The 16,565-nt window shown below is 64.0% G+C and carries 16 protein-coding genes; 9 read left to right on the plus strand and 7 right to left on the minus strand.

The features are described 5' to 3' along the window. The first annotated feature begins 68 nt into the window (after positions 1-68). Positions 69-917, plus strand: coding sequence for an oxidoreductase (locus tag BTW08_RS13120; RefSeq protein WP_075562982.1), 849 nt, complete (start codon positions 69-71; stop codon positions 915-917). A 96-nt stretch (positions 918-1,013) separates the two neighbouring features. On the opposite strand, the gene fucP is transcribed toward BTW08_RS13120, so the two are convergent. Continuing rightward, positions 1,014-2,312: an L-fucose:H+ symporter permease gene (fucP, locus tag BTW08_RS13125; RefSeq protein ID WP_075562983.1), complete on the minus strand. Its 1,299-nt coding sequence runs from the start codon at positions 2,310-2,312 to the stop codon at positions 1,014-1,016. A gap of 297 nt (positions 2,313-2,609) precedes the next feature. On the opposite strand from fucP, the gene BTW08_RS13130 reads away from it, so the two are divergent. Continuing rightward, on the plus strand, positions 2,610-3,299 hold the full coding sequence (locus BTW08_RS13130; RefSeq protein ID WP_075562984.1) for a DUF4396 domain-containing protein: 690 nt from the start codon (positions 2,610-2,612) through the stop codon (positions 3,297-3,299). Positions 3,300-3,318: 19 nt separating this feature from the next. Here BTW08_RS13130 and BTW08_RS13135 read toward each other — a convergent pair whose 3' ends face one another. After that, entirely contained in the window at positions 3,319-4,179 is an 861-nt protein-coding gene (locus tag BTW08_RS13135; protein ID WP_075562985.1) for an NAD(P)-dependent oxidoreductase, read from the minus strand. 191 nt (positions 4,180-4,370) lie between these two features. Between BTW08_RS13135 and BTW08_RS13140 the strand changes: the two genes are divergently transcribed. From BTW08_RS13140 to BTW08_RS13150, 3 genes are all read left to right on the plus strand, one after another. Further along, on the plus strand, positions 4,371-5,606 hold the full coding sequence (locus tag BTW08_RS13140) for an MFS transporter (RefSeq protein ID WP_075562986.1): 1,236 nt from the start codon (positions 4,371-4,373) through the stop codon (positions 5,604-5,606). Between the two features lie 76 nt (positions 5,607-5,682). Continuing rightward, positions 5,683-6,198, plus strand: coding sequence for a cupin domain-containing protein (locus BTW08_RS13145; protein WP_075562987.1), 516 nt, complete (start codon positions 5,683-5,685; stop codon positions 6,196-6,198). A 133-nt stretch (positions 6,199-6,331) separates the two neighbouring features. Continuing rightward, on the plus strand, positions 6,332-7,216 hold the full coding sequence (locus tag BTW08_RS13150; RefSeq protein ID WP_075562988.1) for an NAD(P)-dependent oxidoreductase: 885 nt from the start codon (positions 6,332-6,334) through the stop codon (positions 7,214-7,216). A 93-nt stretch (positions 7,217-7,309) separates the two neighbouring features. Here BTW08_RS13150 and argC read toward each other — a convergent pair whose 3' ends face one another. The 5 genes from argC to BTW08_RS13175 all read right to left on the minus strand — a co-directional run bounded on the left by argC (position 7,310) and on the right by BTW08_RS13175 (position 12,543). Then, positions 7,310-8,287 (minus strand): N-acetyl-gamma-glutamyl-phosphate reductase, encoded by a 978-nt coding sequence (gene argC / locus BTW08_RS13155; RefSeq protein WP_075562989.1) that lies wholly within the window; start codon positions 8,285-8,287, stop codon positions 7,310-7,312. A gap of 64 nt (positions 8,288-8,351) precedes the next feature. Continuing rightward, positions 8,352-9,572, minus strand: coding sequence for an aminotransferase class I/II-fold pyridoxal phosphate-dependent enzyme (locus tag BTW08_RS13160; RefSeq protein WP_075562990.1), 1,221 nt, complete (start codon positions 9,570-9,572; stop codon positions 8,352-8,354). Between the two features lie 152 nt (positions 9,573-9,724). Further along, positions 9,725-10,681 (minus strand): ABC transporter substrate-binding protein, encoded by a 957-nt coding sequence (locus BTW08_RS13165; RefSeq protein ID WP_083627862.1) that lies wholly within the window; start codon positions 10,679-10,681, stop codon positions 9,725-9,727. 144 nt (positions 10,682-10,825) lie between these two features. Beyond that, the gene (locus BTW08_RS13170; RefSeq protein WP_075562991.1) at positions 10,826-11,404 is read right to left on the minus strand and encodes an HD domain-containing protein; all 579 of its coding nucleotides are present in this window, start codon (positions 11,402-11,404) and stop codon (positions 10,826-10,828) included. Further along, on the minus strand, positions 11,401-12,543 hold the full coding sequence (locus BTW08_RS13175; RefSeq protein WP_075562992.1) for a TauD/TfdA family dioxygenase: 1,143 nt from the start codon (positions 12,541-12,543) through the stop codon (positions 11,401-11,403). Before BTW08_RS13175 ends, BTW08_RS13170 begins: the two co-directional genes overlap by 4 nt. Positions 12,544-12,638: 95 nt before the next feature. Here BTW08_RS13175 and BTW08_RS13180 point away from each other — a divergent pair, with 95 nt between their 5' ends. From BTW08_RS13180 to BTW08_RS13195, 4 genes are all read left to right on the plus strand, one after another. After that, positions 12,639-13,658 carry a GlxA family transcriptional regulator gene (locus tag BTW08_RS13180; protein WP_083627863.1) on the plus strand — a complete coding sequence of 340 codons (1,020 nt, stop codon included), beginning with the start codon at positions 12,639-12,641 and terminating at the stop codon, positions 13,656-13,658. A 214-nt stretch (positions 13,659-13,872) separates the two neighbouring features. Then, complete coding sequence (locus BTW08_RS13185; RefSeq protein ID WP_075562993.1) at positions 13,873-14,754, plus strand: 3-keto-5-aminohexanoate cleavage protein; 882 nt, start codon at positions 13,873-13,875, stop codon at positions 14,752-14,754. A 264-nt stretch (positions 14,755-15,018) separates the two neighbouring features. Next, the gene (locus BTW08_RS13190; protein WP_075562994.1) at positions 15,019-15,990 is read left to right on the plus strand and encodes a 3-hydroxyacyl-CoA dehydrogenase NAD-binding domain-containing protein; all 972 of its coding nucleotides are present in this window, start codon (positions 15,019-15,021) and stop codon (positions 15,988-15,990) included. A gap of 17 nt (positions 15,991-16,007) precedes the next feature. Beyond that, positions 16,008-16,496, plus strand: a complete 489-nt coding sequence (locus BTW08_RS13195) for a thioesterase family protein (RefSeq protein ID WP_075563077.1) — start codon at positions 16,008-16,010, stop codon at positions 16,494-16,496. Positions 16,497-16,565 lie beyond the last annotated feature (69 nt).

The raw sequence follows: 16,565 nt of genomic DNA on the forward strand, positions 1-16,565 counted from the left end.
ATGATCTATTTCCCGTGGCGTCGTGTTCTCGAAAGCTCGTGTTCTCGATATTCGAAAGGAGGTATTGCATGTCCATGCCCGATTCTCCCGTGTGGTTGATCACGGGATGTTCCACCGGTTTCGGCCGCGAACTGGCCAAGTTGATCATCGAGCAGGGCGGGAAAGTCATCGCGACGGCGCGTTCCCGCGAGCGTGTGGCGGATCTGGTCGAAGGCGCCGAAGATCGCGTTCTCGCGCTGGCGCTGGATGTCACCGATGCGGCGCAGATCGATGAGGTCGTCGCGGCGGCGAACGACAAGTTCGGCCGGATCGATGTGCTGGTCAACAATGCCGGGTACGGCTATCAGGCTTCCTGCGAGGAGGGCGAAGAGAGCGCGATTCGAGCGCAGTTCGACGCCAACGTCTTCGGTCTGTTCGCGGTGACGCGAGCGGTGCTGCCCGGCATGCGCGAACGCCGTGCCGGACACGTCATCAGCATCAGCTCGGTGGCCGGCTTCATCGGGTTTCCAGGTTCCGGTTACTACGCTGCCAGCAAGCACGCGGTGGAAGGCTGGTCGGATTCGCTCAAGGCCGAGGTCGGGCCGCTGGGTATTCGCGTCACCTGTGTCGAACCGGGGCCGTTTCGCACCGATTGGGCCGGACGCTCGCTGCAGCAGACGCCAAGCAAGATCGACGACTACGCCGAGACGGCCAAGGCGCGCATGGCAGGAACCAGCAGCAACAGTGGCAAGCAGCCGGGCGATCCGGTGCGTGCCGCTCAAGCGATGATGGATCTGGTCGCGCAGCCGCAGCCGCCGCGTCATCTGGTGCTGGGGGCTTGGGGTGTCGACAAGGTGATCGAGAATCTCGAGGAGCGGCTGGCGGAGATTCGCGAGTGGCGAGCGGTCGGTGAAGCGACCGACTATCCGGGCAAGTGAACGCCGTCGGAAACAGATGACCGGAGCGTAGGCAACGACGTTCCCAACGACAAACGCCCCTCAATGGAGGGGCGTTTGTCGTTGACGGGTGGGCGTTCACGAATAAGCGTTGGCTTCACCTTGAGCGGCGGGGTGCGGATTGATGACCCGCGAGCCGCGGAAGCCGTAGAAGGCGATGAACAGATAGCAGATCAGCGGCAGCACGAAGGCGTGATGAATGCCAACGGTATCGGCGATCGCGCCCTGAGCCACCGGCAGGATGGCGCCGCCGACGATCGCCATGATCAGCAGGCTCGACGCCTTGCTGGTCAGCGGGCCGAGCTTGGCGATACCCAGCGTGAAGATGGTCGGGAACATGATCGAATTGAACAGGCCGATGGCGACGATGCTCCACATGGCGATATGACCGGAGGTCAGCATGGTAGCGGCGGTCAGCAGTGCCGCAACGATGGCGAACACGCCCAGCATCAGGCTGGGGCGAATCTTCTGCATCAGCGCCGAGCCGATGAAGCGACCGATCATGGCGCCGCCCCAGTAATAGGCAACGTAGCTGGCGGCGCTGCTTTCGCTCATGTTGCCGATGTCCGGCAGCGAGATGTAATTGATCAGGAAGCTGCCGATGGAAACTTCCGCACCCACGTAGGCAAAGATGCCGATGACGCCGAACAGCACATGCGGGTGACGCAAGGCCTGAGCGGCAGTGACGTTCTCGGTGGGGCTATCGTCGCGGGCCTGATCCTTGAAATTGGGCAGCTTCCACAGATAGATCACCACCGCCAGAACAGCGAGTACACCGGCCAGCAGCAGGTAGGGTAGCTGCACGCTCTGGGCCTGCTGAACCTTGTAGGCCATTCGGTCGGCGCTGGACATGTCGGCGAGCTCACTGGCCCCCAGCACCGCGGCGCCAAGGATCAGCATGCCCCCGAAGTACGGGGCCAGCGTGGTGCCCAGCGAATTGAACGCCTGGGCCAGATTGAGCCGGCTCGAAGCGGAGCCCTCGGCCCCCAGCAGACTGACATAGGGGTTGGCCGCGACCTGCAGCATGGTGACGCCGCTGGCCAGCACGAACAGCGCGGTCAGAAACAGCGGATACGAGGGCGCCCGCGCCGCCGGATAGAACATTACCGCGCCTACGGCGGCGATCAACAGTCCCAGGCTGATGGCGTTCTTATAACCGATCCTGGCGAGCACCTTGCCCATCGGCAGCGACATGATGAAATACGCGCCGAAGAAGGTGAACTGGATCAGCATGGTCTGGGTGTAGTTCAGCGAGAAGACCGCTTTCAGGTGGGGAATCAGAATGTCATTGAGACAGGTGATGAAACCCCACATGAAAAAGATCGTCGTGACGACGGTCAGCGCGCTGCGGTAATTGGGTCTGTGCGTTTCGGACATGTTCGGAGAATCCTGTGATGAAGTGTCCAGAGAATGGGCCGTTGCCCCGACGTTGATCGTGTCAGCGCGCTGGCTGGACAAGATAATGCATTAAGCGAGGCGGCTTATAAAGCAGCTGTTCATTATTAGAACGGTAATGGAATGCGCCATACGAAGGCGCGAACCTGGGTCCGGGACCTCGCTTGTTGAAGTCGCCGAACGTTTCTATACCTGAAGCGATCTTCGAAAGAACGCGACCACTCGATCGCGGACATATCGCGGAGACAGATAGCCGAGACATCGCCAAGGAGGGCAATAATGCTGATTTTCTGGTCATGGATCTTTCTGCTGCTGGGTATCGCGACGGCACTGATCATTGCCGTCGATGTTTTGAAACGCCCCCAGCCCATGGCGATCATGAATCTGACCTGGCCGATTACCGGGCTCTACATGCCGGTGTTCGGATGGTGGGCCTATCGCCGAATGGGCCGAGCGCCGACTAAATGGGAGCAGGCACATCAAGCCCACGAACAGCACGGCGGCCATGAACATCACGGCGGTGACAAACCCAAGTGGCAGAGCGTCTTCGTCTCCGCCACCCACTGCGGCGGCGGCTGCACGCTTGGTGACGTGGTGACGGCCCCGATCGCCACGGCCACCGGCTTCGCCCTGCTGGGCTCCGCGGTGCTGGGGCATTTCGTGCTCGCGTTCATCGGCGCCTATCTGTTCGGCGTGCTGTTCCAGTATTTGCCGATCCGCGCGATGAGCGATTCGAGCCCCGGCGACGCGCTGAAAGATGCGATCAAGGCCGATACCTTGTCGCTGATTGCCTTTCAGATCGGCATGTACGTCTGGATGCTGATCGCGCTGTACGGTTGGATGGGGGAGATGAACGCGTTCACGGCACCGTTCTGGTTCATGATGCAGGTCGCGATGCTGATAGGCTTCGCCACGTCCTACCCGGCCAATTGGGTGCTGATCAATCGCGGCATCAAGCACGGCATGTAGTCGGTTCAGCCTCTTGGGGCTAGGTCCTCCGATCATCGATCAATTCGGCTAGTACGCGCCGGATTTCGCCGTCCGCTTCTTCGTCGCCGAGCCGTTCATAAAGCGCGGCGAATCCTTCGAAAACGCTGCGTCCGGCGGCATCGGTGCCGCCGGGTGCGGCCGCGTCGAGGAAATCCGCAATTTCACGCATTTCCGGATGCCAGCGCCAGGCCTTGGGCAGCATGGCCGGGACGCCGCGGTCGATACGCGTGATCACTTCCGGTAGGCTCCGTTCCAACTCGCCGCGCAGTGCTTCTCCGGCACCGCTGCGGCCGGCGGCCAGCAGCATGATCGTGGTCAGCGCCGTCATGCCTTTGTTGATGCCGGCAAAGCACATCTTCAGCGCGGAAGCGCTGCCGATCTCTCCCTCCAGCACGCGAACGTCCAGACCGTGATCGTTCAGCCTCGCCAAGGCAGAGGCGCGTTCACCGGCGACGTAGATGCGGGGCATTTGGGTCTCGGAAGGAGGTGGGCCGATGATGCCGCCATCAACGAATGTCGCACCGCTATCACGAACGACACGTTCCACGCGGGCCAGCGTCACGGTACTGATGGCATTCAAGTCGCAGTAAGTCGGTGGCCTTTCACTACCCGCCAGCAGCGGCGCCAGTTGCAGGGCCAGCGCTTCGGCTTCAGCTGGCGGCACCACGGAAAGCAGCAGATCGGCCCGCATTAGTTCGGACAGGGTGGCATCACGCATTCCCGCCTGATGGGCACGTTCGACGCTGCGCTCACTGCGTCCCGTCAAGGAGGTCAGGACCTCGACGCCGTGATCCGTCAGGCGTCGAGCGATAGCGGCACCCATGGCACCCGGAGCGATCAATGCAACGCTTGGCGTCATCACGCGCCTCCTTCCGTCGAGTTTTTTTGAGTTCGTTGAGTTCGGCTGATAAGCACTATCGGTCGACGGATCGCTACCGAGCAATAGTACCTTGGGTAAGGTGCCGCAGATTGGCGGCTCTGGTTCTGTTATTTTTCAAGGCTCCTTCATCGCGCCCGGCTTTTGCGGGCGCTCGCTCATCAGGTGGCCGCATGGCTCTGCGTTCGCGTATGCGATCTCTTCTTCCTGCATCGATCGTCGATTCGGCCCTGCCCTGGGGCGCGCTGACGCTGCTGTGGCTGGTCGGTCTGTACATGCGCTTACCGATCCTGATCGCACCACCGCTGGCCGGGGAGATCGCCGAGTCGCTGTCGCTGGGCAGTGCGGCGGTCGGGGCGCTGACGACGGTGCCTTACGTGGTGCTGGCGTTGAGCATGATGCTGGCGGTCCGATTCGCCCGGCGTATCGGCATGCTGCAGGCATTGACGCTGGCGCTGGCGATCGTGGCCCTGGGCTCCGCGGCACGGGGGCTGACGCTCTCCGCCCCCGTTCTGTTCACGGCGTCGGTCGTCATGGGTCTGGGGCTGGCGGTGATGCAGGTCACGGTGCCCGCGTTGCTGCGGGATTGGACGCCGAGCCATCTGGGGCTGGGCAGCGCGATCTATCTCAACGGCATGACGGTGGGCGAATTGATCGGCGCGGGAGGCACTCGCCCCGTCGTGCTGGCGTTGGCAGGCGATAGCTGGCAGTGGGCGCTGCTGTTGTGGTCGTTGCCGGCGCTGGTGATCGTCGCGTTGCTGGCGATGCGTCTTCGCCAGAGCTCGCGACATCGCAAGGTCGCGGCCGCATCCGAGACGGTGCCTTCCCGTTCGATGTCGTTGCGCTCGTCACGGGTATGGCTGATGGGCGTGCCGCTGGCGGCGTCGATCGGGATCTTCATGGCCACCAACGCCTATCTTAGCACCGTCCTCGACGCTCGCGGGGAGGCTGGCCTGCTGACGCTGGCGCTGCTGTTCTACAACGCCAGCCCCCTGGCGGCGTCGCTGGTCATGTTGTGGCGGGGGCGCCGCTGGATCACCCGCCGTCGGCCGCTGGGGATGTTCGCCGCGCTCGGGGTGCTGGGGCTGGTCGGTTTTCTGGGGATGGAGGGCTGGCCGGCGCTGATCGCGCTGGTGATTTCCGGTTTCGGCATTACTCTGGAACTCACGCTGATCATGGCGTTGCCGCCGTGTCTGGAACGCGGGGAGGCGGTGGCCTCGCTGACCGCCGGCATGTCCTTCGTCGGCTACTCCCTGGCCTTTGTCATGCCGATGGTGGGCGGCTGGCTCGCGGAGGCATACTCGAACCCGAACCTCGCGCTGTGGCCGATGCTGCTGTTCGCCGGTTTGAGTCTTTTCGCGGTCTACCGGATGCCGCTGTCGGCGAGCCCGAATGGCGAGTCCGAATGATTAGCCCGAATGACGAGCCGGCGAGCGTCTCCTAAGCTGTTTGTCGAATCGATGATCCAGACTCAGGGAGAACACCATGGCGACGCCGCAACCCGAAACGCACACGTTCGACGCCGATGAGGCCAGCGGCTTTCCCAACTCGTCGCTGCCGGTGTTGATCTACCGTCAGGTTCTCGACGCCTCCGAGTCGGATCCGGCCGCCGGTTTCGAGGCGCTGTTCGCTCGTCACCAATGGCCGCCACAGTGGCGCTATGGGCTCTACGATTTCGATCATTTCCATTCCACCGCGCACGAGGCGCTGGGCGTCTTCCGTGGCCGAGCGCATATTCGCCTGGGCGGCCCCAACGGCCGCGAGCACGATATCGCTGCAGGCGACGTGCTGGTGCTGCCGGCGGGCGTCGGTCATGCCTGTCTCGAGGCCAGCGATGACTTCACCATGGTCGGCGCCTATCCGCCGGGGCAGTCGTGGGAGGTAGAGCGCGGAGAGCCCGGCCAACTCGATGCCGCCCGCCGCCGGGTGGCTGCGGTCGCGTTGCCCGACGACGATCCCGTCGGCGGGGCGCTGTTGTCGCTATGGCGCGGTCATCATTAAAAAGGCGCCAAGGCAAGGGAACGATAGCGGAAGGGCATCGCGTTGAAATCGGGCCTTGAGCTTGAAGGATGTGACTTTCGTCTATAGTTTCCTGTGTGATTAGCAGCCTACACTTTTCTCGAGGAACACTCCGATGTCCGATTCTCGTTCCATTGCCGTGCTGGGCCTGGGTGCCATGGGCCATGCCTTCGCCGCCAATCTCCTGCAAGCCGGCTTTGATGTAGCGGTTTGGAACCGCTCTCCCGGCAAGGCCAGCGGCCTCGTCGAGAATGGCGCGCGCCTTGCCGAGTCTCCCGCCGATGCGGTGGCTCAGGCCCAGGCCGTAATCACGATGCTCCCCGACCTCACGGTGACGCGGGATGTGCTGTTGAGCGACGACGGCGCGCTGGCCGCGATGACGGAAGGCGCGATATTGATCCAGATGGGCACGCTGGGCGTGGCCGAAACCGACCGGCTGATCGCTGAAGTCGGTGACGCGCGCAGTGACGTCGTGTTCATCGACGCGCCGGTTTCCGGCACCAAGGCGCCGGCGCAGCAGGGTAAGATCGCCATTCTGGCCAGCGGCGATCGTGATCGCGCGGGCACCGTGGTCGAGCCGGTCTTCGAGGTGCTGGGCAACAAGACCCAGTGGCTGGGACAGGCCGGGCAGGGCGCGCGGATGAAGGTCGTCATCAACGCCTGGTTGATCTCGATGATGCAGGGCATCGCCGAGACCGCACAGCTTGCCGATACGCTCGGCTTCACCACCGACGATCTCTGGCAGGTGCTCGAGGGTGGCCCGCTGGCCACGCCCTACATGAAGCTCAAGATGGACATGATCGCCAGCGGCGAATTCGATCCGCAGATGGCGATGCAGTGGGGGCTGAAAGATCTCGGGCTGGCACTGGAGGCGGGCGACGACAAGGCGCTGCCGTCGCTCTCCCATATCCGCAATCTCTGGTTCGATGCTGTCAATGCAGGGCATGGCGAGCAGGATATTGCGGCGATCTATGCGTTTCTGGAAACGTATCGCCGCTGATCGATCGGCGCTCACAGACTGACTCTCGGCAGCATACGACCCCTGAACTCGCTAGGCCTGGATCGATGAAATCCAGGCCCGGCGAGGTTCGCGTCAGATGCTGAGGCCCGTCATTTCGTCCACGCCGAGGTGCACGTTCATGTTCTGTACAGCGGACCCGGCGGCGCCCTTGCCGAGATTGTCGAGCCGCGACACCAGGCAGACGCGCTCTTCGTTGCCGAACACGAACAGATCGACGCGATTGGTCTCGTTGGCGCCCTGCACGTCGAAGAATCCGTTGTCCAGATTGTCGAGGGCTTCGAACGGCCACACTCGGACGAAAGGTTCATCGGCGTAGTGCGTGCGGTAGGCATCAAGCAGATCTTCCGCCCGGGTTCCCGCGCCAAGATGAGAAAGCTGCAGCGGCACGCTGACCATCAGACCTTTCAAGAACGGGCCGACGATCGGTGAGAACACCGGCGGCTGCACCAGCCGGCCATGCTGTTGCATCTCCGGCAGGTGCTTGTGGCCGAGTGCCATGGCGTAGGGGCGCGGCGCGCTCAGGCGGTCGTCGCCGTTGCGCTTTTCGTCGAGAGCGGCCTGGTACTCGGCGATCATGGCCTTCCCGCCACCGCTGTAGCCGGTCAGCGAGAACGCTGAGAGCGGATAGTCCGCCGGCAGCAGCCCGGCATCCACCAGCGGTCGAACCAGCAGGATGAACGCGCTGGCGTGACAGCCGACGTTGGCGATGCGCTTGCTGGCGCGAATCCGATCGCGTTGGCCGTCATCCAGCTCCGGCAACCCGTAGACCCAGTCGGGATCGGTACGGAAAGCGGTGCTGGCGTCGATCAGGCAGGTGTCCGGATTCTCGACCATCGCCGCGGCTTCGCGGGAGGCCGCGTCCGGCAAGCACAGGAACGCGACATCGGCGGCATTCAGCAGCCGCGCGCGCTCGACCGGGTCCTTGCGCCTGTCGCTGTCGATACGCAGCAGTTCGATATCGTCGCGTGCCTGAAGATAATCGAACAGCCGCAGGCCGGTGGTCCCTTCCTGTCCGTCGACATAAACCTTGAATGAGCCCTTGGATGCCATGAGCGTGCTTTCCTGCCGTGGGTCTTTGACGATGTCGTGATCGCGATATTGTGCGGTTTTCGCGTCAGGTTGTCATGCCGTCGAGCGGCCGGGCCGCCAGCCGGGATTCGCCCTGGCACTCCTGGGCGCAGCGTTCGATCCGTCGGCACGCCTCGCGCAGACGCTCGGCGTCCACGGTCAGGCTCAGCCGCACGAAACCCCCAGCGGAAGGGCCGAAAGCCTCGCCCGCGAGTACCGAGACCCCGTGTTCATCGAGGAGACGATCGGCGAAGGCGTGCGTGCTGAGACCGGTGGCGCGGATATCGATCATCATGAACATCCCGGCGGCTGGCGGCAGCGTGGCAACCACCTCGCTATCGCGTAGCGTCTCGACCACCGCATCGCGGCGCTGGCGGTAGGTCTCGCGCATCGTGGCGAGTGCCGCCGGTGGCTCGTCGAACGCGGCGATGGCGGCGTCCTGAATGAACGGCTGACAGCCGTAGAGCATGCAGAGCGCGAGATTGACCAGATGCGACATCAACGCCGGCGGGCCGACGACCCAGCCGAGCCGCCACCCAGTCATGGCGTGGGATTTCGACAGACTGCTGATCACCACAGTGCGCTCGCGCATGCCCGGCAGGCGATCGGGGCTTGCGTGCTCGCCCTCGAAGATCAGATCGGCGTAGACGGCATCGACGATCAACCATAGATCTCGCTCGCGACACAGCGTGGCGATCGACTCCCACATCGCCGGCGTCAGGCACTGGCCGGTGGGATTGTGCGGGCTGTTGATCAGGATCGCCTTGGTACGCGGGGTGATCGCCGCGGCGATGTCGGCCGTCCGCGGCTGGAAGCCCTCGTCGGCAGGCAACGGGACCCAGACCGGCACGGCGCCAGTGGCCTGGACCACGGCTTCATAGGTGACGTAGGCCGGTTCGGGAATAATCACCTCGTCATCCGGGTCGAGCAGGCACTGCGCCGTGGCATAGAGGCCGCACTGCGCGCCGGCGAGCACGGCGACATTGTCCGCGCTCGCGTCTGCGTGGCCGCCGTGGGCACGGTGAAAGGTGGCAATACGCTCGCGCAGCGCCAGCTTGCCCTGTACATCGGCGTAATGAGTGGCGCCGCTGCGCAGACTGGTCACGGCGGCGTCGACGATGGAGGGCGGCGTGTCGAAATCGGGATCGCCCACCGACAGGATGATGACGTCTTCACCGCGGGCCTGGCGCGCCTTGGCGCGAAAGTGGATGTTCCAGGCGCTGGCGCCTTCGCCGGCGATGCGCTGTGTCAGGGCGGAATAGTTCATGGCGGTTCCCAGGTCGCGAATCGAAAGCCTACTGATAACAGAGCAGACTAACGGTTACGCGTCCCGACGAACAGCCGCCGGATGGCGAGATCCCGTCCGGCGGCTGGCAGTCGCTCAACCCTGATCCCGAGTTCTCGGGCAATCTGGCGGATTTATCGCAGGCTGGCTTCGACGGCGTCCAGCGCCGGTTGGCCATCGCGCGTCTTGACGCCGTCGAGGAACTCGGCAACTCGCTCGGGATGATCCTGCAACCATTGGCGGGCGACATCCCTGGCCGAGCGTTCCTGACGCCCGTAACCGTCGATGAATTCGCTCTGTTCGTCAGCGGTCAGCGTGAACTGCTCGAGCAGCTTGAGCAGATTCGGATTGGCCTCGGCGAAGTCCTTGTTGACGATGGTGCGCACGTCGCTCTTGCCGTTGTCGGGGCCGTAGACGGACTCAGGATCATCGAGAATGTGCATGTCGTAGGCCGGCGCCATCCAGTGCGGGGTCCAGCCGTACCAGACGATCCAGCGCTTGGCCTCATAGGCCGCTTTCACTTCCGACAGCATGCCCGGCGTCGAGGAGTCGAGGATCTGCCAGTCGCCTAGGCCGTAGACGTCCTGGTCCTGCGCGTCATGAATGAAGGTGCTGACCGTCGAGCCGGATTCGATCGAATAGAAGCGGCCGTCGAAGCGGTCGCGATGTGCGTCCAGGTCCTCGGCGCTGTGGATCCCCGCGTCGTAGACGTAACCCGGCACCGCGAAGCCCATCCGCGCGCCGGTGACGTTGTTGCCGAGATCCTCGATCTTGCCACTGGCCATGGCCTCGTCATGGCTCTCCTGCTGGGCCGGGATCCAGCCGGCCAGGAACACGTCGCTATCGCCGGTCTGGAGCGTCTGATAGCCGACCGTGCTGCTGACCTCCTGGGTCTCGCTGTCGTAGCCGAGCGGTGCGATCAACTGGCTGAAAACCTCGGTCTTGACGGTGACGCCGGGCCACGGCGGAACGACGAAATTGACGCTGTCGGCCTTGTCATGCTGCGGGCTCTGAGCGAAAACCGCCATCGATACGGTCATCAGCGATAGCGGCAGTAGCGTGGCGGCCAGAAGCGCGGGGCGCAGTGTCATGGTGACTCCTCGTCGTTGTGTAGAGTAGGTCGTTATGTAAAGCAGATCGTTGTCGTGAGAGCTGGTCGTTGTTGTGAAAGCAGATCGTTGTGAGAGTAGGTCGTTGTTGTGAGAGCAAGGCGTTACGGCCAGCCAGCGCTGGGCTCAGCCGGTCGCCACGCTGGGCAGACCTTCGCCTTCGTACGGCGGGCGCGCCAGCACCCGCTCGAGCAGCGGGCGGAAGTGCTCGAGGGGAAGCGTGTCGTAGTCGGGATCGAACGAGGTCTGGTCCCACTCGTCGCAGAAACGCACCGTGCGTTCGTAGCCGGGATGACCGCGGTAGTCGTCGCGAACGTGGCGGTCCAGGCCGTAGAAGTGGCGATAATGATAGCCCTGAAACAGCTCGTGATGACGAATCATCCACACGTTCAACGGGTCGATGAACGGTTCCAGGATCGCCGCCGCGATCTCGGCGTGATTGTCCGGCGCCAGGTCGTCGCCGATATCGTGGAGCAGGGCGCAGACGATGGTTTCGTCGTCGGCGCCGGCGCGTTCGGCGCGGGTCGCCGTCTGCAGGCAGTGGGTGTAGCGATCGACCGGATAGCCGTGGGTATCGCCCTCGAGGCGCAGCAGATGCGTGACGACGCGCTCGACGACGCCTTCGCGATAGTCACGAAAGTGCGCGTCGATCTCGCGCCAGTCCTCCGCCTGGCTGTTATCGAAACGGGTGAAGTTGGCGCTCATGCGGACTCCTGCAGCGAAGATGAAGGGGCGTCGGGCTGGTGGATCGAGGGCTGGCGGCGCAAGATCAGGCGTCGGCTGGCGGTGGTATCGCGATCGACGTAGCCCTGGCGCAGATGACGAACGCCCTGGCTGAGCCGGAACGCGGTTCGCCCATGCAACAGCCGGTAGTTGTCCATGATCAGCATCTCTCCCGGTGCCAGTTTGGGGGTCAGCGTCAGTTCTGGGTCGGTGATCAGCGCGAAGAACGCGCGCCGGGCAGCGTAGTAACGCTCCAGCTGCTCGGGCGGCAGCGGGGGGATGCGCTCGGTGCGATTGTTGTAGCGCACCCGGACCACTTCGCCCCGGCTATCGAGTTCGATCAAGGGGCCTTCGCTTACCAGATGCGCGCTGTCGTCGACGTAGCGGAACCGCGTCGAGATCCGGGTCAGGCAATCAAAAGCGTCGGGATCTTGTCGACGCAGCCGCTCGGCGGCCATGAAGCCGTCGGCCAACGTGCTGTCGCCGCCGCTATCGGCGTTGCTCAGGCAGTGCAGCCAGATATAACCCGGGATCGGATCGCGGTAGGGGTTGTCGGTATGCGGCTCGAGCCCGCGCTGGGTCATGGTCAGATCATAGGCATCGGCGATCGATTTGACGTCGGCGATGCCGCCCCAATTGGTACGGCGCAGTGGCCCCAGGCGCTCCACCAGCGGCATCATCCCGTCGAGCGTCAACGGCACGCCGCGGACCTTGACGAAACCGTAACGCTCGAGCGATTCCAGCATCGCGGCCAACGCCCCGTCATCCTCGAGGGCGCGCTCGAAATCGGCGCTGGGCAGTTCGGCCAACGATGCATCCCAGTGTTCGTGGATCACGTCCGACGACGCGGGAACAAGGTCGCCCAGGGCAAAATCGGCGTGATGGCCATCGCTGAACGCGAGATGGATCCGGTCGCCGCGGCAGCTCGCCTCGACCAGTGCCAGGTCCAGCGGCAGCGCCGCGGCCTCGATCAGACGCTGACCGGTGCGCGGATCGAGGGTCTCGGCATCCGGCGAGCGCTCGCGCAGCCACAGCGCGTGGAGCCGCGTCTCCCGGTTATCCACGATCACTCTCAACTGGCGGGCGTGGGTTTCCGGAATGATCTCGACGAAAACGTCCATGGCGACATCTCTTGGTGTCTCAGTGTGTTGACACCCTATGAGGTATGACGCGAGGCGATTTGAGTTTTTTGGCCGTATCAGCGAGGATTTTCGCCATGACCGATCATCCGACGCCGCAATGGCTCTATCCGCGCCCCGACCTGCCGCCCGTGCTTTCGCCGGACGAAGCGGACATCACGGTCAATCTCTGGCTGCTGCCCAAATTCTCGATGCTGACGCTCTATTGTCTGCTCGAGCCGCTGCGCGTCGCCAACCGATTCGGTCGTTCGCTGTTCGCCTGGCGGCTGTTCTCCAACGACGGTGAAGCGGTGACCGCCAGCAACGGCGTGACCGTCGACGTCGACGCTGCACTGGGTGAAACGCCAATCTTCGATAATCTGTTCGTCATCGCTTCCTATGAAGCCGAGGCGACCGTAGCGCCTTCACAGTGGGTCGTGCTGCGCCGGGTTGCCGCCCACGGCGGGCTGCTCGCCGCACTCGACACCGGCGCCTTCATCCTGGCGCGAGCCGGATTGCTGGAAGGCTATGAGACGGCACTGCACTGGGAAAGTGCCCCGGCGTTCGTCGAGGAGTTTCCGACACTGGCACTCAGCGATGCGCGCTACCGCTTCGATCGACAGCGCCTGACCGGTGGCGGCGGGGCGGCAAGCCTCGACCTGATGATGGCCTTCATCGAGCGCGAACACGGCGCCAATCTGGTGACTGCCCTGAGCCGCCAGCTGGTCCATTCCCGTCTCGAACCACGTATCGACGATGAGCGTAACGTCGATATCGGCTCGGCGTATTGCCCCCGCAGCGTTCGCCGGGCGGAAGCGATCATGGAGGACCATCTGGCGCAGCCGTTGACGATTCCCGACATATGCCAGCGAATCGGCCAATCCCAGCGTCAGCTCAACCGACTCTTCCAGCGCTACCGGGGCGAGACGGCGAAAGGGCGCTATCTCTCGCTGCGTCTCGACCGCGCCCAGCAGATTCTCGCCGATAGCCGTACCAGCGTGACCCAGGCCGCGCTGGCGGCCGGGTTCGGCCAGCCCGCGCATTTTTCCCGGGTCTATCGCGAGCGGTTCGGGGAGTCGCCACGAACCACGGCACAGCGTGGCAAACGCTCGCCGTGAGCGGGGCGTCGTTTCCGATTAGCGGTCGCTGCTTGGAGTTAGCGTGCGTCGTTGCCGATTAGCGGTCGTCGTTCGGAGTCAAGTTCGCGGCGTTTCATGGCAACCGATGCGCCGGTTCGGCACCCACAATGGGTCCATCGCAACGCACCATCCGGTGCGCTCAACCATTGCTCCGGGCTGCTGACGGCTCGGGGTCGGACCGAGAGGTTATCTTATGAACCGCGACGTCATTTTGACCTGTGCCGTAACCGGTGCCGGCGACACTGCCGGCAAGCACCCGGATCTTCCGGTCACGCCCAAGCAGATCGCCGACAGCGCGCTGGACGCCGCCCGCGCCGGCGCCAGCATTGTCCATCTTCACGTGCGCGACCCGGAAACCGGCGGTGTCAGCCACTCGACGGATCACTTCCGTGAAGTCGTCGAGCGTATCCGCGAATCCGACGTGGATGCGGTGATCAACATTACCGCCGGCGGCGGTGGCGATCTCTTTCCCGAGATTCGTGACGGCGTGATTCACGGCCTCGAAGGTACCGATCTGCAGACCGCGGCCGAACGTCATCATCCGGTGGGCGAGCTGCTGCCGGAGCTGTGCACGCTGGACTGCGGCAGCCTCAACTTCGGCGACATGGTCTATCTCAACACCGCCGACTGGCTGCGCGAGCATGCGCGCCTGATCCAGCAGGCCGGGGTCAAGCCGGAGCTTGAGTGCTTCGATCTGGGCCATGTCTGGTTCGCGCGTCAGCTGGTCGAGGAAGGCCTGATCGACGGCGATCCGCTGTTCCAGCTCTGCCTGGGCATTCCCTGGGGCGCCGAAGCCGATACCGAAACCATGCTGGCGATGCGCAACAAGCTGCCGGAAAACGCGATCTGGTCGGCTTTCGGCATCGGTCGTCAGCAGTTCCCGATGGCGGCGCAGTCGATGATCATGGGTGGGCACATGCGTGTTGGCCTGGAAGACAACCTCTACCTGAGCAAGGGCGTCTTCGCCAGTAACGCCCAACTGGTCGAGCGCGCAGTGACGATCGCCGAAAACCTCGGCGGCAAGGTGCAGACGCCGGCGCAGACGCGGGAGTCGCTCGCGCTGCGCAAGCCCTGAGAGGAGGTTTACAAACTGCCTGCGCTCGACAATACGGCGTTAAAATCGGCCTTAAAATGCTCATTTACCCCCGTGTAAACTGGAGCGCCAGCCCGGTCCGTTTTTCGGCCGATTTTGCCTTGTCTTGTCCTCGCTCGCCGACTTTGTAAACCCCCTCCGGCTGCTTGAACCTCTAGCGCGTCGCTCGCTTCGCCCATCGCGATCGCGCGCTCGATGCCGCCGAGCGTGCGGTTTCACATCTTCCCTTATTCCCGCGAGGTATCCATGACTACTTCCGAACTTCCCCGCAATGTCGCTGTGATCGGTACCGGCGTGATCGGCAACGGCTGGATCGCCCGCGCCCTGGCTGCCGGCTGCCGGGTCACCGCCTTCGACCTCGACCCCGCCGCACCAGAGCGCACCCGTGCGTTCGTCGAGCGCGCCTGGCCGTCGCTCGAACGGCTCGGGCTGGCCGATGACGCCGACCCGCAGGCGCTGACCTTCGTCGATTCCCTGGAGGCCGCGGCAGAAGGGGCCGAGCTGATCCAGGAGAACGTGCCGGAACGGCTGGCGCTCAAACACGACGTGCTGAGCCAGCTCGACGCGTTGGCGCCGCTGGACGTGGTGATCGGTTCGTCGACCTCGGGTATCAAGCCGAGCGATCTGCAGTCCGCCTGCACCCGGGCCCCGGGGCGCGTGATCGTGGCGCACCCGTTCAACCCGGTCTATCTGCTGCCGCTGGTGGAGCTGGTGGGTGGCGAGCACACCGCGCCGGTGGTGATCGAGCGCGCCCAGGCACAGTACGCCGCACTGGGCATGCGCCCGCTGGTGGTGCGTCGCGAGATCGAAGGCCATGTCGCCGACCGCTTGATGGAAGCGCTGTGGCGCGAGGCGCTGCATCTGGTCAACGATGGCGTGGCAACCACCGAAGAGATCGATGCCGCCGTGGTCTACGGTTGCGGCCTGCGCTGGTCGTTGATGGGAACCTTCCTGACGTTCCATCTGGCCGGCGGCGACGGCGGCATGCGCCACATGCTTCACCAGTTCGGCCCGGCGCTGAAACTGCCGTGGACCAAGCTGGAAGCGCCGGAGCTGACCGAGGAGCTGATCGATAAAGTCGCAGATGGTTGCGAGCATCAGGCCGCCGGGCGCAGCGTCGCCGAGCTCGAGACGCGCCGCGATGCGTTCCTGACCGAGCTGCTCGAACTGACGCAGAAATACTGGCCGGAAGCCGAAGGGCTCCAGGGCCGGATTTAATGAACGAGACGGATTTGATGAGCGAGGCGCCTCTGATGACCACGATTCCGGATGATCCGCTGTTCAAGACCCGGGTGCAGGACGCCTGGGTCGACTATAACGGCCACATGAACGATGCCGAATACGCCCGCGTGTTTTCGCTGGCGGTGGAGGCGTTGATGGATCGCGTCGGTCTCGACGAGGCGGGTCGCGCCGAGCACGGCTACACGATCTATACCCTCGAAACCCATCTCTGCTATCGCCAGCAGGCGCATCGCGGCGAAGCGCTGAGCGTGGCGCTGATGCTGCTCGACAGCGACGCCAAGCGCCTGCACGTGCTGTTCACGCTGACTAACGCCGATGGCGATACCCTTGCGACCAGCGAGCAGATGCTGATGGGGATCGACATCGAAAGCGGTCGCCCTGGCGCCTTCCCCGAGCCGGTGGCCGCGAGCGTCGAGGCGCTACCGAAAGCCGGAGACGAATGGCCGAAGGCAGCCGGCCGCAAGATCGGGATCCGGCGCTGACCGTTTCCCCGGCTGTTTGAAACACCATCGACCCCGCTGGAAACAGCGGGGTCTTTGCGTTTTGGGAGG

Origin of the sequence: Salinicola sp. MH3R3-1 (assembly GCF_001937155.1) — a bacterium.
GTDB lineage: Bacteria > Pseudomonadota > Gammaproteobacteria > Pseudomonadales > Halomonadaceae > Salinicola > Salinicola halophyticus.

Excerpts from the sequence above, each read along its gene's own strand:
- BTW08_RS13120 (WP_075562982.1), top strand. The coding sequence starts at position 69 with ATGTCCATGCCCGATTCTCCCGTGTGGTTGATCACGGGATGTTCCACC.
- fucP (WP_075562983.1), bottom strand. The coding sequence starts at position 2,312 with ATGTCCGAAACGCACAGACCCAATTACCGCAGCGCGCTGACCGTCGTC.
- BTW08_RS13130 (WP_075562984.1), top strand. The coding sequence starts at position 2,610 with ATGCTGATTTTCTGGTCATGGATCTTTCTGCTGCTGGGTATCGCGACG.
- BTW08_RS13135 (WP_075562985.1), bottom strand. The coding sequence starts at position 4,179 with ATGACGCCAAGCGTTGCATTGATCGCTCCGGGTGCCATGGGTGCCGCT.
- BTW08_RS13140 (WP_075562986.1), top strand. The coding sequence starts at position 4,371 with ATGGCTCTGCGTTCGCGTATGCGATCTCTTCTTCCTGCATCGATCGTC.
- BTW08_RS13145 (WP_075562987.1), top strand. The coding sequence starts at position 5,683 with ATGGCGACGCCGCAACCCGAAACGCACACGTTCGACGCCGATGAGGCC.
- BTW08_RS13150 (WP_075562988.1), top strand. The coding sequence starts at position 6,332 with ATGTCCGATTCTCGTTCCATTGCCGTGCTGGGCCTGGGTGCCATGGGC.
- argC (WP_075562989.1), bottom strand. The coding sequence starts at position 8,287 with ATGGCATCCAAGGGCTCATTCAAGGTTTATGTCGACGGACAGGAAGGG.
- BTW08_RS13160 (WP_075562990.1), bottom strand. The coding sequence starts at position 9,572 with ATGAACTATTCCGCCCTGACACAGCGCATCGCCGGCGAAGGCGCCAGC.
- BTW08_RS13165 (WP_083627862.1), bottom strand. The coding sequence starts at position 10,681 with ATGACACTGCGCCCCGCGCTTCTGGCCGCCACGCTACTGCCGCTATCG.
- BTW08_RS13170 (WP_075562991.1), bottom strand. The coding sequence starts at position 11,404 with ATGAGCGCCAACTTCACCCGTTTCGATAACAGCCAGGCGGAGGACTGG.
- BTW08_RS13175 (WP_075562992.1), bottom strand. The coding sequence starts at position 12,543 with ATGGACGTTTTCGTCGAGATCATTCCGGAAACCCACGCCCGCCAGTTG.
- BTW08_RS13180 (WP_083627863.1), top strand. The coding sequence starts at position 12,639 with ATGACCGATCATCCGACGCCGCAATGGCTCTATCCGCGCCCCGACCTG.
- BTW08_RS13185 (WP_075562993.1), top strand. The coding sequence starts at position 13,873 with ATGAACCGCGACGTCATTTTGACCTGTGCCGTAACCGGTGCCGGCGAC.
- BTW08_RS13190 (WP_075562994.1), top strand. The coding sequence starts at position 15,019 with ATGACTACTTCCGAACTTCCCCGCAATGTCGCTGTGATCGGTACCGGC.
- BTW08_RS13195 (WP_075563077.1), top strand. The coding sequence starts at position 16,008 with ATGAGCGAGGCGCCTCTGATGACCACGATTCCGGATGATCCGCTGTTC.